Genomic DNA, 23,241 nt, shown 5'->3' on the forward strand with positions numbered 1-23,241 from the left:
TCAGGTTTTTCAGGCCTCTCCCGGACAGGGCAATCTTCTGCGGGGGAGGCTTCCCAACAGGGATATGCCTGTAGCAGTTTTGCGTGTGGGACGTTTGCTCAGCCCTGTTTGGCAGGCGTTCCCGCACTGGCTTGGCTTTTGCAACTGGCAAACATGTCCCACTCCGGCCTGTAGGCGCTGGTCTGCACATCCATCAAGCCGAGTACCGAATGAAAGTACTGGTCATGCGTGATGCGTTGATCGGTCAGCTTCTGCTGCAGGCATGAGGTGGTCATGCCCATGCGTGTTTGCAGGGAGGGCGAAAGCCAGTTGATCCATGGGACATGCTTTTGCACATCCGGCGCAATCGAATACGGCAAGCCATGCAGGTAGATGTTGTTCTCCCCGAGCGATTCCCCATGGTCTGCTACGTAAATCATAGCTGGCTGCGCTTGTTTTTCCTTGGCTTCCAGCCATTTCAATACAGACCCCAGGAAGTGGTCGGTCTCCACGATGCTGTTGTCGTAGGCGTTCACCACGGTGTCACGCGCGCACTCTTGCAGGGCTGTGGATGTGCATTCGGGCTGGAAGGGTTTGCGCGCGGCGGCCGAGCGTTTGAAGTAAGCCGGGCCGTGGCTGCCCATCTGGTGCATCACGATCACCGTGCCGCGCTGGCGCTGCTCTGCAGGTAGTTGGGCCAGACGCTGGTCCAGGTCCTTGAGCATGATGGCATCCAGGCATTCGCCTTTGGACGGGCACAGCTCAGGGTCATCCAGCCCTGAGGTGTTGGTGTTGGTCACCCGATCACATACGCCCTTGCAGCCCGACTGGTTGTCAAGCCACAGCACGGCCAAGCCCGCATGCTGGAGCACGTCCATGAGACTTTCATAGTTGGCCTTGCGCGATTCGTAATCACTGCGGCCCAGGTGCGAGAACATGCAGGGCACGGAAGCTGCCGTACTCGTTCCGCAAGACCAGGCGTTTTGCAGGTTGATCAGATCCTTGCGAGCAGAGAGTTCAGGCGTTGTGGGGCGGCCATAGCCATTGATGGCAAAGTTGCCTGCGCGCCCCGTCTCGCCCAGTACCAGCACCAGCAGCGGTGGCTGGCTTTGGCCTGCATAGCTGGCACCCAGTTGCGCATCACGCCCCAGCGGGAGGATCTTGCTCGTGTCCATGCGCAGGGGCTTGGTGGCCAGATTGCCCAGTGCATACACGCTGTTGAGCGGGTTGATGAGGTAGCGCAGCTGGGTGTGGTTGCGCATGGTGGACGCAAATGTCTGAAACACCAGCAATATGCTGCAGACCGCCAGCGCGAGCGCACCCAGAACCATGCCTCCGTTGTGCATGCCCTGCTTCAGGGCGGGCAGGGGGCGCACCTTTTGCCGAGCCAGCCACACCAGCGGTGGAACGGCCAGCGCTCCCACCGTCACTGGCAGCCGCCAGTTGAGCAGGTCGCCCGCTTCCTTCACATCGGTTTGCAGCACGTTGGTGAGCATGCTGGCATCAATGGCAATACCGTACGCAAGCATGAAGTAGGCGCCAAATGCAGCCATCAGCACCAGCAGCGTTGCAGCGGGTTTGAGAGTCCAGCGCCATGCCAGCAAGGCCAGCAAGGCAGCGTTGCCCGCAATGATGACAACCAGGAAGGCCGCCATGAAGGCCCAAGCCTTTGCACCGCCGTCAGCGTTCAGATTCATCAACTCGCGCCACAGGGGCACGTTGCAGACAACGCCCATCCAGGTGCTGATCCACAGCACCACCCAGCCTGGGTGTCTTAGGCCAGGCTCAGCAGCGTGAGGGGAGGGGGAAAGGGGGCTGGAGCGAAAAGGAAGCGAGTGCAGCAAACGTTGCGTGAGAGAGGGCATGCTGCGCATTGTTGAAACTGTGACTTAAAGCAACATTAAGGAAGCAGAGCTTCCGATATGGCCCCGGCGCTGCGGCAATACGGGCCCCATGTTCTTGCTTTGTATCCAGTTGTCATATTTTTGTAAAGATTTGCTGCTGCGTCGAAGGGCTTTGAATACGCCCCTGTTGGCATACGCCGGGCCTATCCTTCGGGGGGCATGCGGATATCCAGTGCCAGGTTGAGTGCCTCTGTCTTTTCGTACTTGCGGATGCGACTGATCATGTCGGCAGACAGCACATGACCCGCCGACAAAAGCAGCACGCCTTCTTTTGACAGCAGGTCTTTGCCCAGCGTCATGCCGGGCTTCAGGTTTTCAGGCGTGATGGCTTCCAGGCGAACAGGCTTGGGCTTTTCTTCCAGCGTGATGTGCAGGAACACGTCCACCACCTCAGGGTCAAACTGGGTGCCGCGCCCGCGCTGCAACAGGGTGCGGGCCTCGGCTTCGTTCAGGGCCGCGCCTGTGAGGTGACCATGGGTGAGATCGTCATAGGTGTCCACCACCGCCAGAATGCGGGCTCCCAGGGGGATATCGGTGCCCTGCAGTTGTTCGGGAAAGCCGGACCCATCAAAGCGCTCGTGGTGCGACCGTATCAGAACGGCCACGGCTTGGTGATCATCCAGCGCCATGAAGGACTGGGCTCCTAGCACGGGATGGCGCTGGTACACCGCCATTTCTTGCGCAGACAGTTTGCCCACCGGTTTGCTCAGAATGGCATCGGGCAGAGCCATGAAGCCCACGTCATGCAGCAGGCCCGCCACAAACACGTCTTGCACTGCGTCCTCTTGCATGCCCATGGCGGTGGCGACCTTGCGGGCCAGATGTGCGCAGCGCTTGCCGTGCCCCGCCAGCACGCCGCTGCGCAGCTCCATCAGGTTGGAGAAGATCTTGATGCTGGTGAGGTAGTTGCGTCTGAGTTGGTCATTGGCCTGGCGCAGCTCGGCGGTGCGTTCCTGCACGCGCAACTCCAGCCCGGTGTTGAGGCCGCGCAGCTCTTCGTTTTGCACCTGCGTCAGGGCCTGCAGTGCATTGCGTTCGCGCTCCAGCATCTGGCGCTCGGCGGCCTGTCGCACGGTCAGTCGCAGCTCGGTCTCGTCCCAGGGCTTGTGGATGTAGCGGTAAATCTGCCCTTCGTTGATGGCTGCAATGGTGGCCTTCATGTCGGCATAGCCGGTCAGCAGAATGCGCGATGTGCCGGGCCAGCGTGCGCGCACCTGGGCCAGCAGCTCGGCGCCATCCATACCGGGCATGCGCATGTCGCTCACCACCACATCGACCGGGTTCTGTTCCAGCAGGGTCAGCGCTTCTGCTCCGCTGCCTGCCTGCAGCACCTTGCAGTCTTCAGAGCGCAGCACGCGCTTGAGGGCCGAGAGGATGCTGGGCTCATCGTCTACGCACAGCACCGTCCAGCCCGCGGATGCAGGGGCTGCTGCCTGGGGCGCAGGCGTGCCGGGTGCAACGTTGCTCACGGAATCTGTCGTATCTGTCCCGGCGAGTGGCAGGGTTGTCGTATCCATGGCGTCTTCTCGTTCTGTAATGTCCTGAAGTCACTCGGGGCCCTTGTGTGCGGTGCCCGGTGATGCTGTTACCTGTTGTTCAGCAGTTGCCGGAGGCCTAAGCCGCAGCCTGCGGCGCAGGTTCATGCTCGATCGGAATGGTGACCCGAAAGCGCGTGCCCACGCCTATCTCGCTGCTCACCTCCATGCGCCCACCGTGCTTTTGCACGATGCCGTAGGACAGCGACAGCCCCAGCCCGGTGCCTTTGCCCACCGGCTTGGTGGTGAAGAAGGGGTCAAAGATGCGCTGCATGTTCTCTGGGGAAATGCCGCTGCCGGTATCGGCAATTTCTACCCACACCTGAGGCCCTTCCACTCCTGTGGTGATGGTGATGGTGCCGCGCTCTGAGGTGATAGCGTGGGCCGCATTGACCAGCAGGTTCATGAAGACCTGGTTCATTTCCGAGGGCAGGCACTGCACTTCCGGCAATGGCCCGTAGTTTTTGACGACTTCGGCCTTGTATTTGATCTCGTTGTTGACGATGTTGAGTGTGGAGTCGATCCCCGCGTGCAGGTCCACGCTCTCCCATTCCTGGCGTGCATCCACCCGGGAAAAATCCTTGAGGTCCTGCACGATTTTGCGAACACGCTGGATACCGTCACGCGACTCGCGCATCAGGTTTGGAATGTCGTCCTTGAGGTACTCGATATCCAGCTCGGCCTTGAGGGTGCGGATGCGTGCCAGTGCGTCGCCATTGCCAATGTGCGCCTCGGCTTCTTCGTAGGCGTCCAGCATCTGGAACAGGTCGTCCAGGTACTGCTCCAGGGTGCCGAAGTTGGAGAAGATGAAGCCAATGGGGTTGTTGATTTCATGGGCCACCCCGGCAGCCAGTTGTCCGATGGAGGCGAGCTTTTCGGACTGGATGAGTTTGTTTTGCGCATCCGACAGCCTGGTGTTGAGCTCTTTGAGATCACTGTTGGCCTTGATCAGCTCACCCACGATGGAGCGGATTTGCTGGTCTGACATCTCGGACAGCGTCATCTCGTGGACCGGTGTGGAAAGGGCGGTGGATGTCATGTTGTCTCCTTCGCGGGGCGCAGCACGGCTTGCAGGTCGTTGAATTCACTCTCGATGCAGGCGAACAGCGCTGGCAGGTCTTCGTCTGCCAGGTTCAGCCGTGCCCAGGCCATGGGGTTCACGCCGGGTACAGCTTCGTTCTGGGCCCCTGCAATGTCCAGCGCGTGGGTGATGGCGTCAGCGGCATGCACCACATCAATAAGGGATACGGCCCCTGCGGGCGGCGGCTTGTGGTGCCCTGCAATGGCTTCCACCACATCGCTGCTGAAGCGCCAATGTCGGCACACCCATTCGCCCAGTTCGGTATGGTCTATGCCCAGCAGGCTGTGTTCTGCCTCGCAGTGCGGCATGTCGTTCTGCTCGGCCCAGGCAATGGCCTGCGCGGCCTCCAGGGGGTAATGGCTGTCTACCACCAGCCTGCCCACATCGTGCAGCAGGCCTGCGGTAAAGGCTGCGGCACTGTCCAGCCCCACATGCAACGCCAGCTGGCGGGCCGCGGCTGCACAGCAGATGGAGTGGCGCCAGAAAGAATCCATGTGCAGCGACTTGCCGTGCAGCTTTTCAAACTGCACCGTCAATGCCGCTGCAATTACCAGGCTGCCCAGTTGCCGCATGCCCAGGATGTTGATGGCATCGCGCACCGAACCGATGCGGCCTGACAAACCATAAAACGGCGAGTTCGCCAGCTGCAGTACCTTGATGGACAGGGCCTGGTCCAGCCGCAAGGTGTTGGAGACAGCTTCCAGCTGGACTTCTTTTTGTCGCACCAGCAGCATCAGCTCCTGCACAACGGTGGGCAGAGAAGGCAGAGACCGGATATCACGCGCCAGCGACTCGCGGTCCAGCGTGATCGGGGCAGGGATGGTGCTCATGGCAGGGGAACTCCCCGGTAGGTGAAGAGCGCCTTGTGCAACACATGGGGGTGTTGCGATGTGCGCCGGAACAGATACTGCAGGCGCTGCGCCTTGGCTTGCTCATCGGGGCGTGGTGGGGCATCAGGTGGGGAAACCGGTGCAGGGTGCATGTCGGGACCTGTGCCTGGGTGCGAAGGAGGGAGGGGCAGTGAGGTTTCCATGGGCTGAGTCCTGTGTATGACCGCTTATTTCATGCTGTGTGGCTGGCTGGCCTGTAGGGCAGCAGGCTCCGTTGCGAGGTCTGAGCCTTCGCCACGAGGCATCTGCCGGTGGCGCTGGGTCAGCACTACCAGCAAGCCCCGGGGGGGCGTCTCGCCCAGTGCGCGCACCTTCATGTTCCAGTGCGGCCCTTGCACATGCATGGGCGGTGTCTGTGTGTCCGCTTCTTTCGATAGCTGCTCGCTGTCTGCCCTGGGCAGGTCTTGCTGCAGCACGGCTGCTGCCGCTTCACCCAGCAGCGGTGTGGCCACGCCCAGGGTGCGCTGGGCTTCCTGGTTGGCCAGCACGATGGTGCCGTCGGGGTCAATGCCCAGCAGGGGCACGGGCAGCAGCTCCACCATGTCGCGCACCGCGTTGGCGCGGGCACTTTCCTGGTCGATTTGCTGTTGCTGCGTACTCAGCACCAGCTCCAGTCGCTCATTGGCGGCAGCCAGAGCTTCGCTGGCGGTGATCACCTCAGAGGCCAGGCGCTTGTTTTCGTCGCCCATCTCCTTGTGGGCAAAGGCTTCCTGCACATGCACCAGCAGGCGCTCATCGTCCCAGGGTTTGGTCAGAAAGCGGTAGATGGCCCCTTCGTTCACAGCATCGGTGATGGACTGCAGCTCGGTATAGCCCGACAGCACCATGCGCACGGTGTCGGGGTACAGCTCCTTGGCGCGGCGTAAAAATTCCACCCCGGTCATGCCGGGCATGCGCTGGTCAGACAGCACCACGTCCACCTCGTATTCCGCCATGCGTTGCAAGCCCTCCGCGCCGCTGCTGGCAGTCACGATGCGATAGCCCTCGCGGCGGAAAAGGCGGCGCAATGCGGAAACGATGTTGGGCTCGTCATCCACCAGCAGCAGCGTGCGCTCGCGCCTGCGGGTGAGCAGGTGGGCGGGCAGGCGCACCTTGTCTGCCAGCATCTTGGCCAGTCCGTCAGCGTCCACGGGCTCGGCAAGCACGGGGCCTTGCATGCGGTCGCATCCATTGGCAATCAGCAAGGTCAGCTGTCCGGTGGTCTCCACCCCGTCGGCCAGCACCTTCATCTGCAGGCTGTGCGCCATGTTGATGATGGCTCGGGTGAGCGAGACGTCGCCTGTGGCGGCGGTGACATCGGGCACGCACGAGCGGTGAACCTTGATCACATCCACCGGCAGGGTGCGCAGCAGGCCCAGGTTGGTGAACCCCGCGCCAAAGTCGCCCAGCGAAATCTCCAGCCCCATGCTGCGCAACTGCGACAGGGTGCGCACCAGCGCGGGCGATGCATTGAACAGCGCGTGTTCACTGATCTCGATGCCCAGGGCCTGGGGCGTGAGGCCGTTGCTAGACAATGACCTGCGAAGCTTGTCCACGACATCGGGCTGTTGCAGCTCCAGCAGCGAAATGCGCAGCGCCAGGCGCGGCACGCGCACGCCTGCCTGGTCCCACGCTCTGAGCTGGCGGCAGGCGGTGTCGCGCTTCCAGTCGCCCAGCATCACGATCAGGCCCGTCTGCATCGCAATGGGTACAAACTCTGCGCCCGGCACTTCACCCAACTCTTGGCTGTGCCAGCGCAGGCTCAGCTGCATGCCAGCGAGGTCACCGCTGGTCAGGTCTGCCTGCAGTTGGTACGTCAGAGTCAGCTCATTGCGCTCTACAGCATGGCGCAGGCCCGACTCTATGGCCAGCTTGCGCAGCGCCTGGGTACGGGTTTCAGGGGTGTACACCGCCACCTGTTCACCGTTGGCGTCGATGCCCATGCGTGCGGTCTGCGCTGCTTCCAGCAATCCGCCTGCGTTGTCAGAGTCTTCCGGAAAGCGGGCAACCCCCACGCGTGCGCCGGGCACGATTTCTGCCGCGCCCAGGCGCTCAGACTTCGACATGGCTTGCACCACAGATCGGGCATGCCGGAAGCCTTGTGGATCGAGTGCGCTGCTTTCCGTACTGAGCAGAATAGCGAATTCACCTCCGTCCAGCCGTGCCACGATATCTCCAGGCTCGGCCAAGGCGCACAGGCGGGCAGCGACCGCCATGGCCATGGCATCGCCTGCGCCATAGCCCATGGCCTGCTTGAGCTGGTCTACCTGGTCTACCTGAATGGACAGCAGCAGGAAGGGCTGCGGATTCCACTTGGCGCTGTGCACGGCGGCATCAATGCGGTCCAGCAACTGCGTGCGATTGGCCAGCCCGGTCACCTCGTCGTGGTTGGCCAGCTCTTGAATGCGTTGCTCGGCTTCGCGCTGGGCCGTGATGTCCTGCACGATCAGGTAGCCGTGACGGCGGCCAGAAGGGTCGGTCTCGACCATGCCGCGCTGCAGTACCACCAGTCGGGTGCCATCGGCGCGCACCAAACGGTGCTGGAATTCAAAGGGTTCGTCGGGCAATGCCCCGCGCCAGATGGAGGCGGCGTAGCCCCGCTCTTTGGCTGGCAGCCAGTGCAGCAGGCGCCAACTGGGCCGCGCGTCGGGCTGGAAGGGTAGGCCCAGCAGGCCATACAGCCCTTTGGAGAGCACGGCCTTGCCATCGTCCAGGTCCAGCTCGGCAGACCCGCTGCGCCCCATGGTCTCTGTCTGCTCCAGCATGCGGGCGCGCCAGTGCGACGAAAACGCAATCTGCGCCCGCTGCGGGTCATCCACCAGCGTGATCAGCTCGGCACCCTCGCCAAGAGCGGGAAGATGCCTTGCGTAGGCGCGCCCATTGAAAACCTGCCCGCTGGAGTTGTTGCAGCTCACATGCCGCTGGCCGCGGCCAATCCCTTGCAATTGGGGCCACAGCTCGGGCCATTGCTGCTGCAGCCACTCGGCGGGGCGCTCGGATTCCTCCGCGCCCGCCCCCAGCAGTTCGGCAAACCGCGCGTTGATGAGTTGGGGCACTCCGTGCAGCATTAGGCACAGTCCCATGGGGGTGGCATCGAAAATCTGCCGCTTGAGTCGTTCCACCTCGGCTTCGGAGAGCGCAGTAGACATCCCTCCTGAAGCCGTGGAGGGGCGGATCGGCGCGGACGGGATCGTTGTCATGCGTTCCTTTCGGGACCGTCTCCGGGATGAGCCCTTGGCAGTTCCTGCGGTGCACACCGGTACACCGCTTTTCTCCATTATGGAGATTTTGCTCGGCTAGGCAAGCAAATTTATCATTTAATTGGAAATAAATAATAAATGTGATATTTCTTCGCCTATCTATCGCAGGGGGGGAACGCAAGAGTCGCGTATGTCACGGCCTCGTCACATGCTCCCTCTACAAACGGTAACGCGTTCGGTCCCCTGCGGACATCCGTTAAGACACCAACCAAGTAGACCACGATGGCCAAAGACTTCTCGCTGATGGAAGACAGCAATACTTCCTCCAACCCCAGCATTCATGACGTGTCCGACCCCGCCCGCCGCACCTTGTTGCGTGGTGGTCTGGGGGCGCTGGCGGGGGGCTTTCTGGCACCGTTGGCTGCTGTGGGCGGGGCTGCAGCCCTGACGGGTTGCGCCACGGCGGGTGCGAGCTCTGGCCCTGTGCTGGGCTTCAAGAGCGTGCCAATCTCCACCGCAGACACGGTGACCGTGCCAGAGGGCTACACCGTGCAGGTGATTGCCCCTTGGGGTGACCCGGTCGGCATGTCGGGCGAGACCGCGGCATTCAAGGACGACGCCAGCAACACCACCGCGCAGCAGGAAACCCAGTTTGGCATGCACCACGACGGCATGCATTACTTTGCGCAGGAAGGCTCCAAGAGCGGCCTGCTGGTGATGAACCACGAGTACGTGGACCATGGCCTGCTGTTCCCTGATGGCACCGCCAACTGGAGCCTGGAGAAAGTGCGCAAGTCGCAGGCCGCCCATGGCGTGTCGGTGTGCGAGGTGCAGGAAACCAATGGCAAGTGGGAAGTCGTCAAGCCATCCCCCTGGGCGCGCCGCATCACCGCCAACACGCCCATGCAGCTCAGCGGCCCGGCCGCTGGCCATGCGCTGATGAAGACCGCTGCCGACCCCCAGGGCACCAAGGTGCTGGGCACCTTCAACAACTGCGCCAGCGGCATCACGCCCTGGGGCACTTACCTCACGTCGGAAGAGAACTTCATCAACTACTTCAGCGGTGGCGACACGCTGAGTGCGCACGAAAAGCGCTGGGGCCTGAAGAAAGGCGGCGCGGGGTACCGCTGGCATGAGTTTGATGCGCGCTTTGACGCCACCAAGAACCCCAACGAGCCCAACCGCTTTGGCTGGATTGTGGAGATTGACCCCAACAACCCCAGCTCCACGCCCATCAAGCGCACTGCCCTGGGCCGTGCTGCGCACGAGGGTGCCACCGTGGCTGTCACCCGCGACAACCGCGCGGTGGTGTACATGGGCGAGGACTCGCGCTTTGAATACATCTACAAGTTTGTGAGTCGCGATGCCATCAAGCCCGGTGGCCCCACCGCCAATGCCACCTTGCTGGACCACGGCACGCTGTACGTGGCCCAGTTCAATGCCGATGGCAAGGGCCGCTGGATTCCTCTGACCCATGGCCAGGGCCCGCTGACAGCCGCCAACGGCTTTGCCGACCAGGGCGAGGTGCTCATCAAATCCCGCCAGGCCAGCGACCTGCTGGGCGCCACCAAGATGGACCGCCCCGAGTGGATTGCTGTGGACAAGCAGGGTTGGGTCTACACCACCCTGACGAACAACAGCAACCGGGGCGCAGCCAACCAGCCCGGCGTGGATGCAGCCAACCCCCGCGTGAACAACACACAGGGCAACATCATCCGTTGGAAGGAAGACGGCGACTTCAGCGGCCAGACCTTTGCCTGGAACCACTTCGTCATGGCGGGTGATCCATCGCTGGAGCGCGCCGATGCCAAGGGCAACATCAAGGGCGACATGTTCTCCTGCCCCGATGGCCTGTGGGTGGACGGTCGTGGCGTGCTCTGGATCCAGTGCGACATGTCCACATCGGCCATGGGCAAGGGCGACCTGAAGAACTTTGGCAACAACATGATGCTGGCGGCCGATGTGAACACGGGCGAGGTGCGCCGCTTCCTCGTCGGTCCATCGGGCTGCGAGATCACCGGCCTGACCGCCACGCCCGACGGCCGCACCATGTTCTGCAACATTCAGCACCCAGGTGAGCCAGCGGATGAGATCAGCGACCCGAAGAACCCCCGCGCCATCTCCAACTGGCCCGACAAGAAGGCCAACGGACGCCCTCGCTCGGCCACTGTGGTGATCCGCAAGGCTGATGGTGGCGTGATCGGGACCTGAATCTCTGGTTTGGACAGGTGTGGGCAGGGATTGCCCGCCAAGTCGATAAAAAAGGGCTGCTCGAAATGAAGCAGCCCTTTTTTCTTGGGGTGGATCGGGCAGTGCCGAGGTCGCCTTAATCCTTCAGCAGACCCAAGCCCTTGGCGTGATGCCGCAGGTGATCGTCCATGAAGGTCTGGATGAAGTAGTAGCCGTGGTCGTAGCCCTCATGCTTGCGCAACGTCAGCGGCTGGCCCAGTTGAGTGCAAGCGGCCTCCAGCAGATGCGGGTGCAGTTGGTCGGCCAGAAACTTGTCTGCCAGCCCCTGGTCGATCAGGATGCCTCCCGGGTAAGGGGCCATGGGCTGGTTTTCCATCAGCACGGTGGCGTCGTGCTCACCCCAACTGGTGCGGTCCGATCCGAGGTAGCCGGTGAAGGCCTTTTCGCCCCAGGGGCAGCGGGTGGGGGCGCAGATGGGGGCAAAGGCCGACAGGGTCTGGAAGCGGCCCGGATGGCGCAGCGCCAGGGTCAGCGCGCCGTGCCCGCCCATGGAATGGCCGAAGATGCCCAGGCGTTGTGCGTCCAGCGGCAGCGCCGAGGTGCACAGCGGCAGCAGTTCGTCCATCAGGTAGCTTTCCATGCGCCAGTGGGTGGCCCAGGGCAGGGCGGTGGCGTTCAGGTAAAAGCCTGCGCCCACGCCAAAGTCCCAGCTGTCGGCCTCACCCGGCACGTTGGCACCGCGCGGGCTGGTGTCGGGCGCAATCAGGGCCAGGCCCAGTTCAGCCGCCAGGCGCTGTGCACCGGCCTTGATGATGAAGGTCTCTTCGGTACAAGTCAGCCCGGCCAGATAGAGCAGCGCAGGCACAGGGCCTTGGCTGGCCTGCGGCGGCAGGTAGACCGCAAACTTCATCGGCAGGCCGATGGTGGCTGCGTCGTGGCGATAAAAGCGTTGCTCGCCGCCAAAGCAGGCGTGGCTGCTGACCAGTTCGAGGGAAGTGGACATGGGTGTGCTCACAAATTGATAGCTGTTTGCGCTGGCTTTAAAAGTGTTTTGAGAGGTTTTTAATCTCAAGTGACGCCAAGCCAGCGCAAGGTGCTTCTGTTTTGATAGCGGATATCAGGCCGCGTACTTGACCACGGAGCGGATTGACTTGCCCTCGTGCATCAGGTCGAACGCATGGTTGATGTCGTTCAGCCCCATGGTGTGGGTGACGAAAGGCTCCAGCTGGATCTTGCCTGCCATGGCGTCTTCGACCATGCCGGGCAACTCGCTGCGGCCCTTAACGCCGCCAAAGGCCGTGCCCAACCACTTGCGGCCGGTGACGAGCTGGAAGGGGCGGGTGCTGATCTCCTGGCCTGCGCCCGCCACGCCGATGATGACCGACTGGCCCCAGCCGCGGTGCGCGCATTCGAGTGCAGCGCGCATCACGTTGACGTTGCCGATGCACTCAAAGCTGTGGTCCACGCCCCAGGTGGTCATCTCCACAATCACTTGCTGGATCGGCTTGTCGAAGTCCTTGGGGTTGATGCAGTCGGTTGCGCCAAAGGTGCGGGCTAGGTCGAATTTGCTGGGGTTGGTGTCGATGGCAATGATGCGCCCGGCCTTGGCCAGTTTGGCGCCCTGAATCACCGCCAAACCAATGCCGCCCAGGCCGAACACGGCCACGGTGTCGCCTTCTTGCACCTTGGCGGTGTTCTTGACGGCGCCCAGGCCGGTGGTCACGCCGCAGCCCAGCAGGCACACCTGCTCGGGGTTGGCCTTGGGATTGACCTTGGCCAGCGACACTTCGGCCACGACGGTGTATTCGCTGAACGTGCTGCAGCCCATGTAGTGGTAGATGGGCTGACCGTTGTAGCTGAAACGCGTGGTGCCGTCGGGCATCACGCCCTTGCCTTGCGTGGCGCGCACGCTCACGCACAGGTTGGTCTTGCCGCTCTTGCAGAACAGGCATTCGCCGCATTCAGCGGTGTAGAGCGGGATCACATGGTCGCCGGGCTTCACGCTGGTCACGCCTTCGCCCACTTCCACCACGATGCCCGCGCCTTCGTGGCCCAGCACCACGGGGAACAGGCCTTCGGGGTCGTCACCGCTCAGGGTGAAGGCGTCGGTGTGGCACACACCGGTGTCGGTGATGCGGATGAGCACTTCGCCCTTTTTGGGTGGGGCCACATCAATTTCGACGATCTGCAGGGGTTCTCCGGCTTTGAAGGCTACGGCGGCACGGGATTTCATGGGGTGGTCCTTTTTCCAAGAGTTTGGTGGGGTGAGTCAATCAACGTGAGAGGTTGGGGGCTGGTGAATGCAGCGCCGGTGTCTCCGTCATTTCAGGTACGAGCGCAGCAGGGCCAAGGTCTCATCAATGGCTTCCTGCGAGGGGGCGGGCTTCACCGCCAGGGTTTCACGCACGTGGCTGTCAAGCAGGTCCGCCATCAGCCCATGCACGGCCCCCCGCATGGCGGCCAATTGCTGCAGGATGGGCGCGCAATCGCTGCCTGCTTCTACGGCACGCTCCAGTGCCTCCGCCTGACCTTTGATGCGGCGCAGGCGCGTGATGGCGCGTTGTTTGTCTTCAGCGGAGTGGGGCATGCCGTGGGTGCTGTGGGCGTGGGTTGCTACGCAACTACGTATGTACTGGGTGGTAGTATAAATTCATTACGCTTTTGGATAAAGCGCTGGACTGGTGGTTTGTGTGGTTACTGGAGGGGGGTATGGCAGAAAGTGTTTGTCCATGCGCTTGTGTCTGCTGGGGAGATGGCATGCACTGATTCCTGCATCTTGGATAGACGCAGGGCTGTCCATGAGGCATCCGGGCAGCTGTGCAACCAAGTCTCATGCCCCAAGTGGCGGAACATCGGACCGCGTGCGTTACCAGCCTAGCCAGCGCTTCCACCAGCGCGCGCGTGGCTGGTGACTGAATCCGGCTGCGCGTATCTGCTGCGCCAAGGCTGGCAGGTTCGCCGCGGGGAGCATCTCCAGTGGCGAGATGCCGTCGATGTCTGAAACCCGCTGCGGATCCGCTCCATGCTGAAAGATCAGCAAAGCCACCTGCTCCTGCTGATGCCGTATGGCAGCGACCAGCGGCGTGGAGAAAAACTCCGGATGGGCGTAGTTCACGTCGATACCCGCATCGATGTAATGCTGCACCAGGCGCAGGTCGCCCTCGCATACGGCTTGGTAAAAACGCTTCCAGTCCCCAGCAGACATTGCAATCTCCCACAGTGACACGGCATGGCGATGCAGCAGAGCCAAAGGGATGGGCCTCTGGCACGTTCTGCTTGTCATTCTGTGGGGGATGGTCCATTTCCTGGCTTTGTAAAAACCCTGAGCGCAAGGGCAAGACAGAAGCTGCGAGCTTCGGAAATCACGAGTGCACGAATGACACGCCCATGAAAAAAGCCCGCTGGAGAGCCAGCGGGCTTTTGAGGGCTTTGCGGCACCCGGGTGTCTTGCCACCCGGTCCATCATCAGCGTTGCGAGATGGGCTGCACGTCGCGGCGCTCTGCACCGGTGAACAACTGGCGTGGACGGCCGATCTTGTACTCGGGGTCGCCAATCATTTCGTTCAACTGTGCAATCCAGCCCACGGTACGGGCCAGCGCGAAGATCGCGGTGAACAGCGAGACAGGGATGCCGATGGCACGTTGCACGATACCCGAGTAGAAGTCCACGTTGGGGTACAGCTTGCGGGACACGAAGTAGTCGTCTTCCAGCGCGATCTTTTCGAGCTGCTTGGCCAGCTTGAACAGAGGATCGTTTTCCAGACCCAGTTCGGCCAGCACTTCGTTGCAGGTTTCCTGCATCAGCTTGGCGCGGGGGTCGTAGTTCTTGTACACGCGGTGGCCAAAACCCATCAGCTTCACGCCGGAGTTCTTGTCCTTGACCTTCTCCATGAACTCGCCCACCTTGGCCACTCCGCCATTGCGCTGGATGTCTTCCAGCATGTTCAGGCAGGCTTCGTTGGCACCACCGTGGGCAGGGCCCCACAGGCAGGCCACGCCAGCAGCGATGGCTGCAAAGGGGTTGGTGCCCGACGAGCCGCACAGACGCACGGTGGATGTGGAAGCGTTTTGCTCGTGGTCAGCGTGCAGGATGAAGATGCGGTCCAGAGCGCGTTCGAGCACAGGGTTCACCTTGTACTCTTCGCAAGGTGTGGCAAACATCATGCGCATGAAGTTGCCTGCGTAGCTCAACTCGTTGCGAGGATAGATGTAAGGCTGGCCCACGCTGTACTTGTATGCCATAGACACCAGGGTAGGCATCTTGGCAATCAGGCGGATCGCAGCAATCTCGCGGTGCTCTGGGTTGTTGATGTCGGTGCTGTCGTGGTAGAAGGCGGACAGACCACCTACCAGACCGGTCAGCACTGCCATGGGGTGTGCGTCACGACGGAAACCGCGCAGGAAGAACTGCATCTGCTCGTTGACCATGGTGTGGTTGGTCACGCGGCTGGTGAAGTCTTTCTTCTGCGCTTCGTTGGGCAGGTTTCCGTACAGCAGCAGGTGGCAGGTTTCAAGGAAGTCGCAGTTCACGGCCAACTGCTCAATGGGGTAGCCGCGGTACAGCAGCTCGCCCTTGTCGCCGTCGATGTAGGTGATGGCCGATTGCGTAGCGGCTGTGGACAGGAAGCCGGGGTCGTAAGTGAACATGCCCGTTTGCGCGTACAGCTTGCGGATGTCGATGACATCCGGACCGATGCTGCCCTGATAGACCGGCAGGTCCACGCTGGGGCTGCCGTTACTGAACGACAGGGTGGCTTTGTTGTCAGCTAGCTTCATTGTTACTTTCCTTAGGTTTGCCGATGTCAATCCGGTCTATGGGCGCCCTGCGTTTGTCAGGTCCGCAGGGCAGGGGTGCCGCCGCTGAGGCGGAGCATGCTGAGCACTTCGTTCAATTCGGCGCTTGCCAGTGTCTCGTCTGGTTCGCGTCGGCAGAGCAATAGATCGAGAAGATCGTTGTCTGCAAGATCCATGAGCGCCGTGAGTCCTTGCGCGTGGCGCTGCGTCAACTCAGGCTCGAAGCGCATGAAGAACTGCTCGATGAACAGATCGTTCTCCAGCAGTCCACGCCGGCAACGCCAGTGCAGCTTGCTGAGTTCGCGCTCGGTGAGCTTGGGAGATGCTGCGTCGGGCGCAAGGGTGGCGGTATAGCTCATGGTGAGGGCTCGGAAAAGGTCAGACAGCGCGACGCACCATCAGTTCCTTGATTTTTCCAATCGCCTTGGTGGGGTTCAGGCCCTTGGGGCACACATCCACGCAGTTCATGATGGTGTGGCAGCGGAACAGACGATAGGGGTCTTCCAGGTTGTCCAGGCGCTGCGAAGTGGCTTCGTCACGGCTGTCGGCAATGAACCGATAGGCCTGCAGCAGACCGGCGGGGCCGACGAACTTGTCAGGGTTCCACCAGAAGCTGGGGCAGCTGGTCGAGCAGCTAGCGCACAAAATGCACTCGTACAGGCCGTTGAGTTCCTCGCGCTCTTCAGGCGACTGCAGGCGCTCCGTTTCTGGAGGCACGTTGTCGTTGATGAGGTAGGGCTTGATGGAGTTGTACTGCTTGAAGAACTGTGTCATGTCCACGATCAGGTCGCGGATGACAGGCAGGCCTGGCAGCGGCTTCAGCACCACGGTGCCGGGCAGCGTGTTCATGTTGGTCAGGCAAGCCAGACCGTTCTTGCCGTTGATGTTCATGGCGTCAGAGCCACAAACGCCTTCGCGGCAGGAACGACGGAAGGACAGGGAAGGATCCTGTGCCTTCAGCTTCATGAGCGCGTCCAGCAACATGCGTTCGCTACCGTCGAGTTCCACCTCAACGGTCTGCATGTAGGGCTTGGAATCCTTGTCAGGATCGTAGCGATAGATTTGGAATGTACGTTTTGCCATGGTGGGGTGATCTCCTGTATCCGTTTAGAACGTGCGAACCTTGGGCGGAACCGAGTCCACGGTCAGGGGCTTGAGTTTGACGGGCTTGTAAGTCAGGCTGTTGGATTCGCTGTGCCACAGGGTGTGCTTCATCCAGTTCGCATCGTCGCGGCCCAGTGGCGCCACTGGGTCATCTGCGGGGCGCTCGTAGTCGCTCACGGTGTGCGCGCCACGGCATTCCTTGCGGGCAGCAGCAGACACCATGGTGGCTTGTGCAGCTTCGATCAGGTTTTCCACTTCCAGCGCTTCGATGCGTGCGGTGTTGAACACCTTGGAGTGGTCCTTCAGGCCCACGCTCTTCACACGTTCGCGCAGGGCGGCAATCTTCTTGACACCTTCGTCCATACTGGCTTGTGTACGGAACACGCCTGCGTGCTGCTGCATGGTGGCGCGCATGTCGTTGGCCACGCTCTGTGCATATTCGCCGTTGCTCGCACCTTGCAGGCGGTTCAGGCGCTCCAAGGTGCGGTCTGCTGCATCCTTGGGCAGGGGTTTGTGCGTCTTGTTCTTGTTGTTGAACTCAACGATATGGTTACCGGCTGCGCGGCCGAACACCAGCAGGTCCAGCAGCGAGTTGGTGCCCAGACGGTTGGCGCCGTGCACGCTCACGCAGGAGCACTCGCCCACCGCGTACAGGCCATTGACCACCAGGTTGTCTTCGCCACCTTGCTGCACAACCACCTGACCATTGATGTTGGTGGGGATGCCGCCCATCTGGTAATGGATGGTGGGAACCACAGGGATCGGCTCCTTGGTGATGTCCACGTTGGCAAAATTCACGCCGATTTCGTACACCGAGGGCAGGCGCTTGTGGATGGTTTCTGCACCGAGGTGATCCAGCTTGAGCAGCACGTAATCCTTGTTAGGACCGCAGCCGCGGCCTTCCTTGATTTCCTGGTCCATGGAGCGGGACACGAAATCGCGTGGGGCCAAGTCCTTCAGTGTGGGCGCATAGCGCTCCATGAAGCGTTCACCGTTGCTGTTGAGCAGGATGGCGCCCTCGCCGCGGCAGCCTTCTGTCAGCAGCACGCCAGCACCCGCCACGCCGGTGGGGTGGAACTGCCAGAACTCCATGTCTTCCAGCGGAATGCCTGCGCGTGCAGCCATGCCCAGGCCGTCGCCAGTGTTGATGAAGGCGTTGGTCGAGGCCGCAAAAATACGGCCTGCACCGCCAGTGGCCAGCAATGTGGTTTTGGCTTCGAGGATGTGCAGGTCGCCGGTTTCCATTTCCAACGCCGTCACGCCCACCACGTCACCGTCCGCATCACGGATCAGGTCCAGTGCCATCCACTCCACAAAGAAGTTGGTCTTAGCCTTGACGTTTTGCTGATACAGGGTGTGCAGCATGGCGTGACCGGTACGGTCGGCCGCCGCGCAAGCGCGCTGCACAGGCTTTTCACCGTAGTTGGCGGTGTGGCCACCAAAGGGGCGCTGGTAGATGGTGCCGTCCGCGTTGCGGTCAAAAGGCATGCCCATGTGCTCCAGGTCGTAAACGACCTTGGGAGCTTCGCGGCACATGAACTCGATGGCGTCTTGGTCGCCCAGCCAGTCGGAGCCCTTGATGGTGTCGTAGAAGTGATAGTGCCAGTTGTCTTCGGACATGTTGCCCAGAGAAGCCCCAATGCCACCTTGGGCTGCCACGGTGTGAGAACGGGTTGGAAATACCTTGGAGAGCACGGCCACGTTGAGACCTGCCCGGGCCAGCTGAAGGGACGCGCGCATGCCGGAGCCGCCGGCGCCGACGATGATTACGTCGAACTTGCGCTTGGTGATATTTGCGTTGGTGTAGCTCATTGTTTTATGCCTTCAGTAGCGGGAATCAGAGACGCCACAGAACCTGGATACCCCAGCCAGCGCAGCTGACCAGCCAGACAATCGTGAAAACTTGCAGGGCGAGACGCAAGCCTACGGGTTTGATGTAGTCCATGAACACGTCGCGGATACCCACCCACACGTGCCACGCCATACCGACGATCACGGAGAAAGTCAGGACTTTCATCCATTGCTGGGAGAAGATTCCTGCCCACAGGTCGTAGCCAATGGGGCCTTTGGTGGCCACCAGCTGGACCAGCACGATCACTGTGAACAGGGCCATCAGGGCCGCAGTCACGCGCTGGCTCAGCCAGTCGCGCAGGCCATAGTGGGCGCCGACCACCGTACGCTTGGAACCGTAATTGACGGACATATCAGTTTCCTTGTTTCTCGTGGGGACGGGGCAGGCCGATCAGCTCACACCATCCGTTTTGTTTGAATCAGTACAGGCCAAACAGCTTGGCGCCCAGAACCACAGCCAGCGAGATGCTGACCACCAGGGTGAACACAGCAGAGCTCTTGCCGAACTCCTTGGTCACTGCGTCGTGATTCATGTCCATCATCAGGTGGCGCAGGCCTGCCACAAAGTGGTGCAGGTAAGCCCAGATCAGTGCCAGGGCCACGAGTTTGATGAACCAGCCGGGGATGAAAAACAGGCCTGCATTGAAGGCGGCCTTGAATTTCCCGAAAGAGATTTCAGATGAGAGAGACGTGTCAAACATCCACAGGATGAATGGCAGCAGCAGGAACATGATCACGCCACTGACGCGGTGCAGAATGGAAACCCAGCCTGCTGGGGGCAGTCGGTACGTCGTTAAATCCTTGATGGCATGGATGTTGCGGAATTCAGGCCGTTTTTTGGCTAGTTCGGTCATGACTGAGTGCTTTCGTGGATGTAACTGCTCTGTAATTGGAAGATGCAAACAACACAAAATTCTATTGCAATGCAACAACCGCGGTTTTGTGTCGGATTCAATTATTGATCTTTGCGCTCAGGTGCCAGCTTGCTGTCAGCTCAGCTCGTTACGGTAGTGGTGCGTATCTGTACGGTACAGGCCCCGTCGTAACTCCATGGGAACATCGTTGTAAGTAAAGGCGATGCGCTCCACGCTGAGCAGTGGTGTGCTGGAGTGAGTTTTCAGGAGGGTGGCTTGTTCATCATCCGGGAGCACCGCTTTTATTTTTTCTTCTGCCCGTACCATGCGCACCCCGAAATCCAGCTCAAACATGGCGTAGGTAGGTCCCTGGTAGCTGGCCATTCGTTCACTGGTAAGGCCTTTGAATGCATGACCGGGTAGCCAGATGTCTTCCAGGATGGTGGGGACGCCGGCAAATGCGAGGATACGGCGCGCCTGCATGACTGCATCGCCAGTGCGCAGTGCCAGCGTGCGGGCGATCTCTGCGCTCGCGCGCACCCGCCGACATTCAATGATGGTGCGCTGTGCCGGGCCTTCTACACTCGCGTCTCCGGTATCGGGCAGAAGTTTGAGGAAGCGGTACTGGACGTGCTGCTCGGCATGGGTGGCAACAAATGTTCCTTTGCCCTGCCTTCGCATCACCAAGTTCTCGGCAGCCAACTCGTCGATCGCCTTGCGCACCGTGCCCTGGCTGACTCTGAATCTCGCCGCCAACTCCATTTCGCTGGGAATGGCCTCTCCGGGCTTCCATTCCCCTTGCTGCAGGCTTTGCAAGATCAGCCCCTTGATCTGCTGATAAAGCGGGCTGAATGCAGGCGTGGACAAGCCTGCGCTGCCAGGGGGCGTAGCGGGATTGTCGGCGGCGAGCGGCAGGGAAGACATGGTTTGCCTGTTGCGTATGGGATTTTTGAGACGCGAAATATGTAACTTGCAGTACTCCAATCATATCTTATATAAGACATAAGACAAATTGACCGAGGGCTTGAAACAGGGGTAAACTCCAAGGCTGTTTGCGGGGCACGGGCTGCTGGTAACAGGCGCTGGTGCTTGCGTTTGCACCTTTACCTGTTTTTGTCACTTCCCTGGAGTTCTCACCATGAGCAAGAAGCCTGTCCGTGTCGCCGTCACCGGCGCTGCTGGTCAAATCGGTTACGCACTGCTGTTCCGCATCGCCTCCGGCGAAATGCTGGGCAAGGATCAGCCAGTCATCCTGCAATTGCTGGAAATCCCCGACGAGAAGGCCCAGAACGCACTCAAGGGCGTGATCATGGAGCTGGAAGACTGCGCCTTCCCTCTGCTGGCTGGTATCGAAGCCCACAGCGATCCTCTGCAAGCATTCAAGGACACAGACTATGCACTGCTGGTGGGTGCCCGTCCTCGCGGCCCAGGCATGGAGCGCGCTGATCTGCTTGCAGCTAACGCTCAGATTTTCACAGCCCAAGGCAAGGCGCTGAATGCAGTGGCCTCGCGCAACGTGAAGGTTCTGGTTGTGGGTAACCCTGCCAACACCAATGCCTACATCGCAATGAAGTCGGCACCTGACCTGCCAGCCAAGAATTTCACGGCCATGTTGCGCCTGGATCACAACCGCGCAGCCTCTCAACTGGCCGCCAAGGGTGGTTTCAAGGTGGGTGACATCAAGAAGCTGACCGTGTGGGGTAACCACTCTCCCACGATGTACGCTGACTACCGCTTTGCCACGGTGGACGGCAAGTCCATCAAGGACGCCATCAACGACCAGACCTGGAACAAGGACGTGTTCCTGCCCACAGTTGGCAAGCGCGGTGCAGCCATCATCGCTGCTCGTGGCCTGTCTTCTGCAGCATCTGCCGCCAACGCAGCGATTGATCACATGCGCGACTGGGCCTTGGGCTCCAAGGGCGAATGGGTCACCATGGGCGTGCCTTCCAATGGCGAGTACGGCATTCCTGCTGGTATCGTGTTTGGCTTCCCTGTCACGACCGAAAACGGTGAGTACAAGATCGTTGAAGGTCTGGAAATCGATGCATTCAGCCAAGAATGCATCAACAAGACGCTGGCTGAGCTGCAAGGCGAGCAAGACGGCGTCAAGCACCTGCTGTAATCGTCCAAGTGGGTCCTGTGCCTTCCATTGCTAACCGAGAGTCGCCTGCGATGCAGGCATCCCCAGCTGCTGGCGCTGGTCTGGTGCGGGCCCACCCTCGCGCGCTCCTGTTGGGAGCTCAAGCCCAGACGGGTTTTTTGCCTGTTTGCGATCATTACAGTGGCGTTGAGGCGCGCATGCGCAAAAGTCTGCAGATGCAGGCTGAGCTGACCCAGGAGTTTGGGACCTGTGTACTCGACGTCACTCTGGATTGCGAAGACGGTGCACCGGTAGGGAAGGAAGCAGAGCATGCTCGCCTTGTGGGTGAGCTTGCAGCCAATGCACCTTCTGGCGCTCGAGTAGCTGCCCGTGTGCATGCAGTAGAGCATCCTGCATTTCTCAATGACGTAGCTACCATTGTGGGCACGGCTGCGCACAGGCTTTGTCATGTGATGGTTCCGAAGGTGGAGTCCTTAGACGACGTGTTGGCAGCTGAGCGCGCCATGGAGCGTGCCGGGGCGTCACATCTGGATTTGCACGTTCTCATCGAGTCTCCCCTGGCTGTAGAGCGGGCATTCGATATTGCCTCCCATCCTCGGGTCAAAAGCATCAGCTTTGGCTTGATGGATTTCGTTTCTGCCCACGGCGGCGCCATACCCGCAAGCGCCATGACTTCCCAAGGGCAGTTTTCTCACCCCTTGGTGGTTCGGGCCAAACTGGCCATCGCTGCAGCCTGTCATGCCTATGGCAAGGTGCCGTCGCACTGCGTGGTGACGGAATTTACCGACGCTTCAGCCATGCAGGCCGCTGCCACCCGCGCCGCGCAAGAGCTGGGCTACACCCGCATGTGGAGCATTCACCCCTCCCAGGTTCTGCCCATCCTGCGCGCGTTCGCGCCGTCTCTGACTGAGGTAGAAACAGCTGCACATATTTTGCTGGCTGCAGATGCAGCGCAATGGGCACCCATCAGCCATGATGGTGTATTGCATGACCGTGCCAGCTACCGTTTTTACTGGCAGTTGCTGGAGCGCGCCTTCCGTACCGGGGTCGCGTTGCCACCCACTGTCAGCCACTGGTTTGACGCACAAGCGTCGACCACTATTTCCCCCGCCTGAACTTTGACAGGATGACCCCATGAAAAACCTGATCGCCTCCGCTCTTTTGCTGCTGGCTCCTGCCCTGGTGATGGCGCAAGACAGCCAAGCCAAGCCTGCAGTTTCCAAGCAGGACACCGCTGCGAAGGCCAAGCCCGCAAACACGACCAAGAGCGGTAATGCAAACGCCGCCAAGGCCTCGGCAGCGCCTGCCAAAACCACAACGACTGCGAAAGCGCAGCAGACCAGCAGCCGCACGCAGCTCAAGAGCGCTGCCAACCAGGTAGCGACAGGGATCATTGCCGCAGAAGCCGCCTTGTCCCCTGAAGAGTTGGCGATTGCGGAGCGCGTGCACGTCGGCCGTATTCCCTGCGAACTGGGCGCTGTAGTCAACGTCACCGCAGATCCTGCGTCTCCCGGCCACTTCAACATCGAAGGCAAAGGCTTCAAGTTCCGCATGACCCCGGTGGCCACCACCACAGGCGCTGTCCGTCTGGAGGATCAGAAGGCCGGTGCCGTGTGGCTGCAGATTGCCAACAAATCCATGCTCATGAACCAGAAGCTGGGTCAGCGCATGGCCGATGAATGCATGAGCCCTGAGCAATACGTTGTGGCTGAAGCCATCAAGAAGGCTCCGCCACCCAGCGTATTTGAAGCCCCCAAAGGCAGCCGATAAATCTGC

The 23,241-nt window shown here is 60.9% G+C and carries 21 protein-coding genes; 4 read left to right on the top strand and 17 right to left on the bottom strand.

The genetic code is table 11. The features are described from left to right. Nucleotides 1-98: 98 nt before the first annotated feature. The 6 genes from AACH87_RS09340 to AACH87_RS09365 all read right to left on the bottom strand — a co-directional run bounded on the left by AACH87_RS09340 (nucleotide 99) and on the right by AACH87_RS09365 (nucleotide 8,517). Nucleotides 99-1,844, bottom strand: a complete 1,746-nt coding sequence (locus tag AACH87_RS09340) for a phosphoethanolamine--lipid A transferase (RefSeq protein WP_338798536.1) — start codon at nucleotides 1,842-1,844, stop codon at nucleotides 99-101. 182 nt (nucleotides 1,845-2,026) lie between these two features. Continuing rightward, nucleotides 2,027-3,400: an HD domain-containing phosphohydrolase gene (locus AACH87_RS09345; protein WP_338798537.1), complete on the bottom strand. Its 1,374-nt coding sequence runs from the start codon at nucleotides 3,398-3,400 to the stop codon at nucleotides 2,027-2,029. A 97-nt stretch (nucleotides 3,401-3,497) separates the two neighbouring features. Further along, the gene (locus AACH87_RS09350) at nucleotides 3,498-4,457 is read right to left on the bottom strand and encodes an ATP-binding protein (RefSeq protein ID WP_338798539.1); all 960 of its coding nucleotides are present in this window, start codon (nucleotides 4,455-4,457) and stop codon (nucleotides 3,498-3,500) included. Then, nucleotides 4,454-5,329, bottom strand: coding sequence for an HDOD domain-containing protein (locus AACH87_RS09355; protein WP_338798540.1), 876 nt, complete (start codon nucleotides 5,327-5,329; stop codon nucleotides 4,454-4,456). The genes AACH87_RS09350 and AACH87_RS09355 overlap by 4 nt, the downstream gene beginning before the upstream one ends. Continuing rightward, nucleotides 5,326-5,532 (bottom strand): hypothetical protein, encoded by a 207-nt coding sequence (locus AACH87_RS09360; RefSeq protein ID WP_338798541.1) that lies wholly within the window; start codon nucleotides 5,530-5,532, stop codon nucleotides 5,326-5,328. The genes AACH87_RS09355 and AACH87_RS09360 overlap by 4 nt, the downstream gene beginning before the upstream one ends. A 24-nt stretch (nucleotides 5,533-5,556) precedes the next feature. Further along, entirely contained in the window at nucleotides 5,557-8,517 is a 2,961-nt protein-coding gene (locus AACH87_RS09365; RefSeq protein WP_338798542.1) for an EAL domain-containing protein, read from the bottom strand. 333 nt (nucleotides 8,518-8,850) lie between these two features. Between AACH87_RS09365 and AACH87_RS09370 the strand changes: the two genes are divergently transcribed. Then, nucleotides 8,851-10,779 carry a PhoX family phosphatase gene (locus tag AACH87_RS09370; RefSeq protein WP_338798543.1) on the top strand — a complete coding sequence of 643 codons (1,929 nt, stop codon included), beginning with the start codon at nucleotides 8,851-8,853 and terminating at the stop codon, nucleotides 10,777-10,779. A 115-nt stretch (nucleotides 10,780-10,894) separates the two neighbouring features. Here AACH87_RS09370 and fghA read toward each other — a convergent pair whose 3' ends face one another. The 11 genes from fghA to AACH87_RS09425 all read right to left on the bottom strand — a co-directional run bounded on the left by fghA (nucleotide 10,895) and on the right by AACH87_RS09425 (nucleotide 20,285). After that, a complete protein-coding gene (fghA, locus tag AACH87_RS09375) occupies nucleotides 10,895-11,761 on the bottom strand; it encodes an S-formylglutathione hydrolase (protein ID WP_338798544.1) in 867 nt (288 codons plus the stop codon). A 114-nt stretch (nucleotides 11,762-11,875) separates the two neighbouring features. Then, the gene (locus tag AACH87_RS09380) at nucleotides 11,876-12,991 is read right to left on the bottom strand and encodes an S-(hydroxymethyl)glutathione dehydrogenase/class III alcohol dehydrogenase (protein WP_338798545.1); all 1,116 of its coding nucleotides are present in this window, start codon (nucleotides 12,989-12,991) and stop codon (nucleotides 11,876-11,878) included. A gap of 87 nt (nucleotides 12,992-13,078) precedes the next feature. Next, the gene (locus tag AACH87_RS09385; RefSeq protein ID WP_338798546.1) at nucleotides 13,079-13,345 is read right to left on the bottom strand and encodes a metal/formaldehyde-sensitive transcriptional repressor; all 267 of its coding nucleotides are present in this window, start codon (nucleotides 13,343-13,345) and stop codon (nucleotides 13,079-13,081) included. Between the two features lie 279 nt (nucleotides 13,346-13,624). Next, nucleotides 13,625-13,963: an ankyrin repeat domain-containing protein gene (locus AACH87_RS09390; protein ID WP_338798547.1), complete on the bottom strand. Its 339-nt coding sequence runs from the start codon at nucleotides 13,961-13,963 to the stop codon at nucleotides 13,625-13,627. 260 nt (nucleotides 13,964-14,223) lie between these two features. Next, a complete protein-coding gene (locus AACH87_RS09395) occupies nucleotides 14,224-15,534 on the bottom strand; it encodes a citrate synthase (RefSeq protein ID WP_338798548.1) in 1,311 nt (436 codons plus the stop codon). Between the two features lie 56 nt (nucleotides 15,535-15,590). Further along, nucleotides 15,591-15,911 (bottom strand): succinate dehydrogenase assembly factor 2, encoded by a 321-nt coding sequence (locus AACH87_RS09400; protein WP_338798549.1) that lies wholly within the window; start codon nucleotides 15,909-15,911, stop codon nucleotides 15,591-15,593. A 19-nt stretch (nucleotides 15,912-15,930) separates the two neighbouring features. After that, entirely contained in the window at nucleotides 15,931-16,635 is a 705-nt protein-coding gene (locus tag AACH87_RS09405) for a succinate dehydrogenase iron-sulfur subunit (protein ID WP_338798551.1), read from the bottom strand. A 24-nt stretch (nucleotides 16,636-16,659) separates the two neighbouring features. Then, complete coding sequence (sdhA, locus tag AACH87_RS09410) at nucleotides 16,660-18,468, bottom strand: succinate dehydrogenase flavoprotein subunit (RefSeq protein WP_338798552.1); 1,809 nt, start codon at nucleotides 18,466-18,468, stop codon at nucleotides 16,660-16,662. A 25-nt stretch (nucleotides 18,469-18,493) separates the two neighbouring features. Next, nucleotides 18,494-18,859, bottom strand: coding sequence for a succinate dehydrogenase, hydrophobic membrane anchor protein (gene sdhD / locus AACH87_RS09415; protein WP_338798553.1), 366 nt, complete (start codon nucleotides 18,857-18,859; stop codon nucleotides 18,494-18,496). A 67-nt stretch (nucleotides 18,860-18,926) separates the two neighbouring features. Further along, nucleotides 18,927-19,361 (bottom strand): succinate dehydrogenase, cytochrome b556 subunit, encoded by a 435-nt coding sequence (gene sdhC / locus AACH87_RS09420; protein ID WP_338798554.1) that lies wholly within the window; start codon nucleotides 19,359-19,361, stop codon nucleotides 18,927-18,929. A gap of 135 nt (nucleotides 19,362-19,496) precedes the next feature. Beyond that, nucleotides 19,497-20,285, bottom strand: coding sequence for a GntR family transcriptional regulator (locus AACH87_RS09425; RefSeq protein ID WP_338798555.1), 789 nt, complete (start codon nucleotides 20,283-20,285; stop codon nucleotides 19,497-19,499). 214 nt (nucleotides 20,286-20,499) lie between these two features. Between AACH87_RS09425 and AACH87_RS09430 the strand changes: the two genes are divergently transcribed. From AACH87_RS09430 to AACH87_RS09440, 3 genes are read left to right on the top strand one after another with little or no spacing between them, the layout of a single operon-like run. Then, a complete protein-coding gene (locus tag AACH87_RS09430; RefSeq protein WP_338798556.1) occupies nucleotides 20,500-21,486 on the top strand; it encodes a malate dehydrogenase in 987 nt (328 codons plus the stop codon). A 50-nt stretch (nucleotides 21,487-21,536) separates the two neighbouring features. After that, nucleotides 21,537-22,580, top strand: a complete 1,044-nt coding sequence (locus tag AACH87_RS09435) for an aldolase/citrate lyase family protein (RefSeq protein WP_338798557.1) — start codon at nucleotides 21,537-21,539, stop codon at nucleotides 22,578-22,580. A 19-nt stretch (nucleotides 22,581-22,599) separates the two neighbouring features. After that, nucleotides 22,600-23,235 carry a hypothetical protein gene (locus AACH87_RS09440; protein ID WP_338798559.1) on the top strand — a complete coding sequence of 212 codons (636 nt, stop codon included), beginning with the start codon at nucleotides 22,600-22,602 and terminating at the stop codon, nucleotides 23,233-23,235. Nucleotides 23,236-23,241 lie beyond the last annotated feature (6 nt).

Origin of the sequence: Acidovorax sp. DW039 (assembly GCF_037101375.1) — a bacterium.
In the GTDB taxonomy this organism is placed as follows: domain Bacteria; phylum Pseudomonadota; class Gammaproteobacteria; order Burkholderiales; family Burkholderiaceae_C; genus Acidovorax.

What these genes read in the sequence shown, in the direction of transcription:
- sdhA (WP_338798552.1), bottom strand. Translation starts at nt 18,468, where the DNA reads ATGAGCTACACCAACGCAAATATCACCAAGCGCAAGTTCGACGTAATC.
- AACH87_RS09345 (WP_338798537.1), bottom strand. Translation starts at nt 3,400, where the DNA reads ATGGATACGACAACCCTGCCACTCGCCGGGACAGATACGACAGATTCC.
- AACH87_RS09355 (WP_338798540.1), bottom strand. Translation starts at nt 5,329, where the DNA reads ATGAGCACCATCCCTGCCCCGATCACGCTGGACCGCGAGTCGCTGGCG.
- AACH87_RS09435 (WP_338798557.1), top strand. Translation starts at nt 21,537, where the DNA reads ATGCAGGCATCCCCAGCTGCTGGCGCTGGTCTGGTGCGGGCCCACCCT.
- fghA (WP_338798544.1), bottom strand. Translation starts at nt 11,761, where the DNA reads ATGTCCACTTCCCTCGAACTGGTCAGCAGCCACGCCTGCTTTGGCGGC.
- AACH87_RS09425 (WP_338798555.1), bottom strand. Translation starts at nt 20,285, where the DNA reads ATGTCTTCCCTGCCGCTCGCCGCCGACAATCCCGCTACGCCCCCTGGC.
- AACH87_RS09350 (WP_338798539.1), bottom strand. Translation starts at nt 4,457, where the DNA reads ATGACATCCACCGCCCTTTCCACACCGGTCCACGAGATGACGCTGTCC.
- AACH87_RS09380 (WP_338798545.1), bottom strand. Translation starts at nt 12,991, where the DNA reads ATGAAATCCCGTGCCGCCGTAGCCTTCAAAGCCGGAGAACCCCTGCAG.
- AACH87_RS09340 (WP_338798536.1), bottom strand. Translation starts at nt 1,844, where the DNA reads ATGCCCTCTCTCACGCAACGTTTGCTGCACTCGCTTCCTTTTCGCTCC.
- AACH87_RS09440 (WP_338798559.1), top strand. Translation starts at nt 22,600, where the DNA reads ATGAAAAACCTGATCGCCTCCGCTCTTTTGCTGCTGGCTCCTGCCCTG.
- AACH87_RS09385 (WP_338798546.1), bottom strand. Translation starts at nt 13,345, where the DNA reads ATGCCCCACTCCGCTGAAGACAAACAACGCGCCATCACGCGCCTGCGC.
- sdhD (WP_338798553.1), bottom strand. Translation starts at nt 18,859, where the DNA reads ATGTCCGTCAATTACGGTTCCAAGCGTACGGTGGTCGGCGCCCACTAT.
- AACH87_RS09370 (WP_338798543.1), top strand. Translation starts at nt 8,851, where the DNA reads ATGGCCAAAGACTTCTCGCTGATGGAAGACAGCAATACTTCCTCCAAC.
- AACH87_RS09390 (WP_338798547.1), bottom strand. Translation starts at nt 13,963, where the DNA reads ATGTCTGCTGGGGACTGGAAGCGTTTTTACCAAGCCGTATGCGAGGGC.
- AACH87_RS09430 (WP_338798556.1), top strand. Translation starts at nt 20,500, where the DNA reads ATGAGCAAGAAGCCTGTCCGTGTCGCCGTCACCGGCGCTGCTGGTCAA.
- AACH87_RS09395 (WP_338798548.1), bottom strand. Translation starts at nt 15,534, where the DNA reads ATGAAGCTAGCTGACAACAAAGCCACCCTGTCGTTCAGTAACGGCAGC.
- sdhC (WP_338798554.1), bottom strand. Translation starts at nt 19,361, where the DNA reads ATGACCGAACTAGCCAAAAAACGGCCTGAATTCCGCAACATCCATGCC.
- AACH87_RS09405 (WP_338798551.1), bottom strand. Translation starts at nt 16,635, where the DNA reads ATGGCAAAACGTACATTCCAAATCTATCGCTACGATCCTGACAAGGAT.
- AACH87_RS09360 (WP_338798541.1), bottom strand. Translation starts at nt 5,532, where the DNA reads ATGGAAACCTCACTGCCCCTCCCTCCTTCGCACCCAGGCACAGGTCCC.
- AACH87_RS09400 (WP_338798549.1), bottom strand. Translation starts at nt 15,911, where the DNA reads ATGAGCTATACCGCCACCCTTGCGCCCGACGCAGCATCTCCCAAGCTC.
- AACH87_RS09365 (WP_338798542.1), bottom strand. Translation starts at nt 8,517, where the DNA reads ATGTCTACTGCGCTCTCCGAAGCCGAGGTGGAACGACTCAAGCGGCAG.